5 protein-coding genes and 1 pseudogene are annotated in these 6,324 nt (G+C 37.5%); 3 read left to right on the forward strand and 3 right to left on the reverse strand.

The annotated features are described in order from the left end of the window. The 3 genes and pseudogenes from H6A61_RS14775 to H6A61_RS16040 all read left to right on the forward strand — a co-directional run. A pseudogene (locus H6A61_RS14775) lies at nucleotides 1–305 on the forward strand (reverse transcriptase domain-containing protein); the annotation flags it as partial. A gap of 166 nt (nucleotides 306–471) precedes the next feature. Beyond that, entirely contained in the window at nucleotides 472–771 is a 300-nt protein-coding gene (locus H6A61_RS14780; protein ID WP_204394654.1) for a nucleotidyltransferase family protein, read from the forward strand. Between the two features lie 476 nt (nucleotides 772–1,247). Continuing rightward, nucleotides 1,248–1,391 (forward strand): hypothetical protein, encoded by a 144-nt coding sequence (locus H6A61_RS16040; RefSeq protein ID WP_239469251.1) that lies wholly within the window; start codon nucleotides 1,248–1,250, stop codon nucleotides 1,389–1,391. Between the two features lie 254 nt (nucleotides 1,392–1,645). On the opposite strand, the gene H6A61_RS14790 is transcribed toward H6A61_RS16040, so the two are convergent. From H6A61_RS14790 to H6A61_RS14800, 3 genes are read right to left on the reverse strand one after another with little or no spacing between them, the layout of a single operon-like run. After that, nucleotides 1,646–2,692, reverse strand: coding sequence for a BF3164 family lipoprotein (locus H6A61_RS14790; protein ID WP_204394655.1), 1,047 nt, complete (start codon nucleotides 2,690–2,692; stop codon nucleotides 1,646–1,648). 2 nt (nucleotides 2,693–2,694) lie between these two features. After that, complete coding sequence (locus tag H6A61_RS14795; protein ID WP_204394656.1) at nucleotides 2,695–3,534, reverse strand: GLPGLI family protein; 840 nt, start codon at nucleotides 3,532–3,534, stop codon at nucleotides 2,695–2,697. A gap of 16 nt (nucleotides 3,535–3,550) precedes the next feature. Further along, nucleotides 3,551–6,151 carry a TonB-dependent receptor gene (locus tag H6A61_RS14800; protein WP_204394657.1) on the reverse strand — a complete coding sequence of 867 codons (2,601 nt, stop codon included), beginning with the start codon at nucleotides 6,149–6,151 and terminating at the stop codon, nucleotides 3,551–3,553. Between the last annotated feature and the right edge of the window lie 173 nt (nucleotides 6,152–6,324).

Below are 6,324 nucleotides of genomic sequence, written 5' to 3' on the forward strand. Positions count from 1 at the left end.
AGGTGTTCTGCCGATGTGACCATATCTTAATAAATCAACTTAAAAGATGGTCATATCGCAGACATACCAACAAGTCAAGGAAATGGATAAGGAAGAAGTATTTTATCCGCAAAGGTTGCAGAAATTGGATTTTCGGTTTTGTATTTGTATGTGGAGGAATAGAGGAGAAGTTCACGGTACAACAACTGATAGAAATTCCAATCAAGCGACACATAGAGATAAGATGCGAAGCCAATCCGTTCGACCCATTATGGGACGAATACTTCGAAAAACGGAAACTTAAAAGTGCCCGTCAACGTGCGTGAAGAAAACTTTATCGGAAACAAGTCATCAAAAGATGATTATGAGCCGATTTAATTTTATGAGAATTAAATTTAGAATTATCGGAGCTGTATGCGGTGAAAATCGCACGTACAGTTCTTAATGGGGGAAGCGGCAGCAATGCCGCCGACCTACATAACAAGTCCGTTTATGAAGCTGATAGAAAACAATATACAGAAGATTGTTGCTTTGTGCAAGAAGTACAAGGTCAACAAATTATTTGTATTTGGTTCAATACTTACTGACCGCTTTAATGAGGATAGCGATGTGGACTTGGTTGTTTCTTTCAATAAGGCTGAGATAAGCGACTTTTTCGACAACTACTTTGATTTCAAAAACTCGTTGGAAGAATTGTTTGGCAGGAATGTTGATTTGCTGGAAGAACAAACTGTAAAGAATCCATATCTGAAAAAGAATGTAGACGCAACTAAAGCATTGATATATGGATGATTTAATTAAGAAACATCTGCTAGATATTCTTACTAATATTGTATTTAGAAGCGTATAACAACCAAAAACAATCAGAAATATCCAAGCATAAACCTTTAATTATCAATACATTCTAAAAATTAACACTTTTCGACTGCTTTTTGATGTTCCCCTAATTTCCACATATTTTTGAGACGTATTTCTGACGTGGAGAATTTGCGGAGCTTGTTTTTTGTCACACCGTGCAGACGGTTGACAAGGGTTTACAACCGTTTACGACAAGCGACAATATCCGCTCGACATTCAGTGACGGTCACATCGTGTAGAAAGGCGACAACCGTTGACTGCCGTTTACATCCGTTCACCACTTCAGGAATATAGGATTGAAAAAATGAACCTGTAAACTGGCAAGAGCGGTACAAAATGCAGTACAGAGAAAGGATGATGAAGTACGCAATCTGAAAGAACGCTTGTCATGGAGAAATAAGGTACTCAATATGTTTACAAGACTTCTGGCGAGAAACAACGCCACTTTCAGAAATGCTATAGATGCAATCATCCGTTTCGCTAAAGATACTTATCGTAGCATTTTTAAAAAAGAGGAAGCAAAGACCATTAAAAGTGTAATTGAAGCCTTTTGAAAAGACAAGGAGGACTACAAAGCCATCGGTACTTTCCTTGTGTTCACGGCAGACCAGAAAGAAAATCTCTCCAATAGTGAATACCGAAAAGCTGTTCGTGAAGTGGATGATGTTGCCCTCGGCAGGTACGACCAAAGGCAAAAACAGGGACATTCGCTGAAGATGTAAGCGTTATGTATTTTCCAATGGAATTCCATAATTAAGTGGAATTTCCATTGGAAAATAACAGTTCCTACCATGGTAAAACACTTAATCTAAAATCCTATCGAATAGAATCTATAGCCATCAAAGCCTATTATTGAGTTGCCCGTATTGTCTATGCAAATATTATTGAGGCATTTGTTGATGTTATAGACTTGCTTTAATTTCCAGTCCCAGTCAAATTTGTATATCTGAGAAAATCCTTTTCCCTCAGCCTGTTCCTCGCCTGCATCTTGAAAAGTCTTGCCCCAATATAAAGCATAGATATATTTACTATTGGAGGTTATATCACGGAAATATACAGGGTTCTGTTCCCATATATCTGCACCATCTGTAATAAGTTCGCTCTGAATAGTATTTGATAATCTGAATGATGATTTTTCTCCGGTTTGCAGATTGATATATTGAATTACAGGATACATCTGGAAAGCAAAAACCCCGATTTGGTCATTATCATTATATGCCAATTTACCGAAGTTGGTAATCCACGATGGTTGATCAGGGTTGTATATAATTTTACTAATCTCGGTTATGCAGACCGAATCATCTTCATTTTTAGACAAGAATAACGACTGGGCCCCTCCGTTTGGTTCTCTGCCAACAAATAAATATTCGCGTAGGGATTTCTGAAAGACCTGTCTGGCATCCATTACTATGGGATAAGGCGTTTTTGATTCTCTTGAAATAACCACATCACCTGTAGTAATGGCTTGACCTTCATCTGATACTTTATATACAGTCGGCATCTCTCTGTCTACTACAAACAGATCATTTTTATTATCAGAGAAAAGTATTGGTATATAAAAATCATACTGTCCATTATCATTCCTGAACAGACTTCGTTTGTATTTTAGTTCTGCCTTTTTGTTGTCATACACATACTGTCTAACAAATTGCTGTCCATAACTGCCTCGGCTTTCGTATGTCAGCAATACATCATTATTATGAAAACGGATATCTGTCAGGTGCTTTATATCCGGGATTGAGTCTATTGAAAGTAGTTGAGTCGGTGCATTTACGATATCTACTTTATTTTGACAAGCCAATAAGCACATAACAAAGCCTGCCAATACTACGGATTTAATAAAACTTGTTTTCATATTCAATCTAATTCTATTGGTTCATATTTAATCTCCTGTTCATTGTTTGAAGGTTTCCCAAATCTGCCATTGCTCTGTCTTACCATTACTTGTGAGCCAGCCGCATTGAGAAATGTAAATGGCTTGGTCATCATTCTTGCGATGGTTTTTCGGGCTTCCTGGCGACTGCATTTAATCTCTTTCTCGTAAGTATAGCGATTGATTGGATTCTGAGTGTTTTTAATGCTAAACGCTTCCCAAATATATAATCCATTCTCTTCCTCCACTTTCAAGATCAATCCGGGCAGACCACTGAATTTATATGGACCATAGGATAGCGGTATATCAAGCGTGTAGTAAGCCGTATAATTCCGCCCTCCCATAGTGGTTGTTGCCTTAGCACAAGTGTAGCCCATTATTTTTACGGAAGACTCATCTGAATATTTCCATTGAAGATTCCTGAACATATCTTCGTAGCACAGCACACCGGCATTAAGTATCAGTCTGTATTTGACCGCAATTTTCTTCCCTTTGTACTCATTGAAGATTTCACAGGGAAGAGTTTGGTGAGAGTTGGATTGAGTTGGATGTCCCTTTTTGAAGTTTTCCGTAGCCAAAGAATCGTAGTGAAATATGATATCGCTGTAATCTTTGACAATGTTATTGCCAATCTGTATCACCCGGATATCTTCAATGTACTCTTTTGCTGATGAATGGTTTTTGAACTTAAAAGTGTAACGCACCTCATATTTCCCCTTGTCGATTGTTTCATAGTTGTCAAGGGGCTGCGGTACAGGTGCCAACTGAGCAGTGGCATGTAATGTCATAAATGCTGACAACAAACACAAATAAAACTTTTTCATATTAACTATTTTATAATTAGAATATTCTGTATCGTATCTTCAGCAGTACACTCAGAGGACGAATCTGATATACAGAAGTGTTGTCCGTCAATCCTTCTATTGAGGAGTATACATACTCTTTATTGTTGAATATATTATCGCAAGAGAGTGTAAATGACCATCGCTTGTATGAATATTTCGCATTAACTTCTCCCAACAGGAATGAACGGTTATTCTGATTCAGATTATTGTAATAGTGTGAGATGTTAGCCCCTATCGTAATATCCGCAGGCAGATAGAATTCCAGAGAGATATTGTTGGTGAATGTCCTTAACATCGGCATTTCTCCCCCTTTTTGCATAGATGTTTTGGATTGATAGTAAATGCCTTCATAGTTAAACGCAATCCATTCAAAAGGGTTAAGACTGAAATCTAATTTTGCGTTTATCGAATAGCCATTATAACTCATTATTTCGTTTTGTAGCAATATGGGACTATCGTAATAACTATACCGACATTCTGCACCGATTTTCAAACGACGCCAATCAAATCCTTTACTTGCTCTTACAGTCGCGGATAAAACATCAGCTGTTTCGTCAGTGGGAGAACTGATGATTCTTGTTACAAGCCCATCGTAATAGTTTCCGTATAATACATTCGGGCGGTTATGAGTCCAACCAATATCCGAACCGAAAAACAGCATTGACACAATGTTCCTGTAGTCATATGACAATGAATAATTTTGTACGGTTGATTGATACAAATCATTATTCTGATATACGGATAGTTGCCTGTATGAAGTCAGAATATATTGATTGTAAAGATTTTCGATAGCCGGATTTGAGTGCCCCAGACTACCTTTTAATCTCAATTCATTGCTGCCATTGATGTCGTATTTTACAGTAAGGCGTGGTTCGACAACAAAACGGTGTTTGTCCGTTTCCACTTCTGCTATTCTATCATTCAAATCAAAATATCTATAGTTGCCTGTGATTTGTAAATCCACATAGAATTTTCTTGCACGATAATTGGCAATAATTCCCACTCCGGTATTCAGCGATGAAAGATGTATGTCATTCCTGTAATCTTCCAATTGACTGGTCAATCCATTTTGAGAATAATCAACAAACAGTGTCGGATGAATTTGAAGATTACCCCATACAAGAGCAGAGAGAAAATCCAGGTGGTTCTCTGTTGAAAAGTTTCTGCGTTCTGCTCTTTGAAACATATTATCTCCTAACAAAACATCCGGAAAGAGATTAGTGGAAACGCCAAGATTGTGTGGGCGTTTTTCAAGGTTTATTGTTGATACAAAATCTACTCCTTTGTCTGTATTAGTACGATTGGTCAGATGGAACAGGTTGTGCAATCGGTAATTCTCAACATCGCTGTTTTGAGCAATATCACTTCCTGCATAAATATCGCTGCTACCACCTGTACTGAACCAATCAAATTTCAGCTGTTCTTTTATATAACTCTTTTCACTGTTTTGTAGATAAGTGATAGTACCATTTGCAAGATTCCTACGAAGGTTTCCACGATAATACTCATCCACTATGTTTTTTGAACCATCTGGAAGAATCGTAGTGGTTGTTGCGTGATTACTGCGCTTGTCATTATCATTTAAGTACGCAGCATTAATACCTAACTCTCCATTTTCCCCAACCCGAAATATGTGATTATATGTCGCGGTATGAGATTGATTGAAATAGTAGTATTTTTTATTGATGCCTGGAACACTCGGTAATTCAATGTCCGTTACACTCGATGTCCTTGACAGAGAGTTATCATCGAAAGATCGCAATTCTGTTTCAAGGTCATTACCGGAATTATTGCCCTTATATGCTGCAAGCAATTGGCTGTTTCTTTGAAAATATGTTGTTATAAGTTCATTGTCCCATAAGGCTTCCTTGTCATAACCACCTCCTAATGTTGCAATCATGTTATATACGCCCTTTACGCCGCTTTTGAGTTTAAGATTGATTGAGGCTCTCTCTTCCGGACGCAAATCTTCCAATGCTTTTATATTCTGATGGTTTTCAAGTATCTGTATCGTACTTATGCTGTTTGGGTCTATGTTGTTGGTTGCAATACCATATCGACCTTTCATCAAATCAAGTCCTTCGATATAGAAATTCTTGATAGGTTGTCCTTTGTAAGATATTTGCCCTACATCCGATACGGTTACACCTGGCAATCGCTTTAATACCTGTGCTACCGAAATATCTGTTTTCGATTGGAATGAAGCAACATTATAACTGATTGTATCACCTCGCTCATATATCTTGGGGGCATAGACTACGACCTCATCTATCTGATTCAGTTGTTCCTTTACAACAATATCACGCTCGTGCGATGTATTTGGGCAAAAAATGCTTGTTGCCTCAATGTTTAATCCAGACACATTGATTGCAATGCTATCAACAGAGGCGTTAAAATTCAGTGAATATAAGCCTTTCTCATCGCTGATGCAGGATGCATATACACTATATCTTTGATCCAGACGAGAGACATAAACATTTACATCAGGTATGACTTTCCCTGATGAGTTTTTTACATATCCTGAAATCAATGTTTGTCCGAATATCGGGCTTGTCCAAAATAGGAGAAGCAACCATAAAAATGCTTTTTTACACATACGCAAATCTTAACTTTGTTTACCACAAAGTTAGATACAAAGCCTGTGAAAAGACGAAAAAAACGAGGGTGTGTCAAAATTCATTTTTTGAAAAAATGAACTTATAATTTGAAATTTGAGCACCCTAAAAGAGTAAAAAAGGGCCGCATCATTACTCAATACAGAGTTTGATA

This window comes from Bacteroides caecigallinarum, assembly GCF_016901995.1.
GTDB lineage: Bacteria > Bacteroidota > Bacteroidia > Bacteroidales > Bacteroidaceae > Phocaeicola > Phocaeicola cellulolyticus.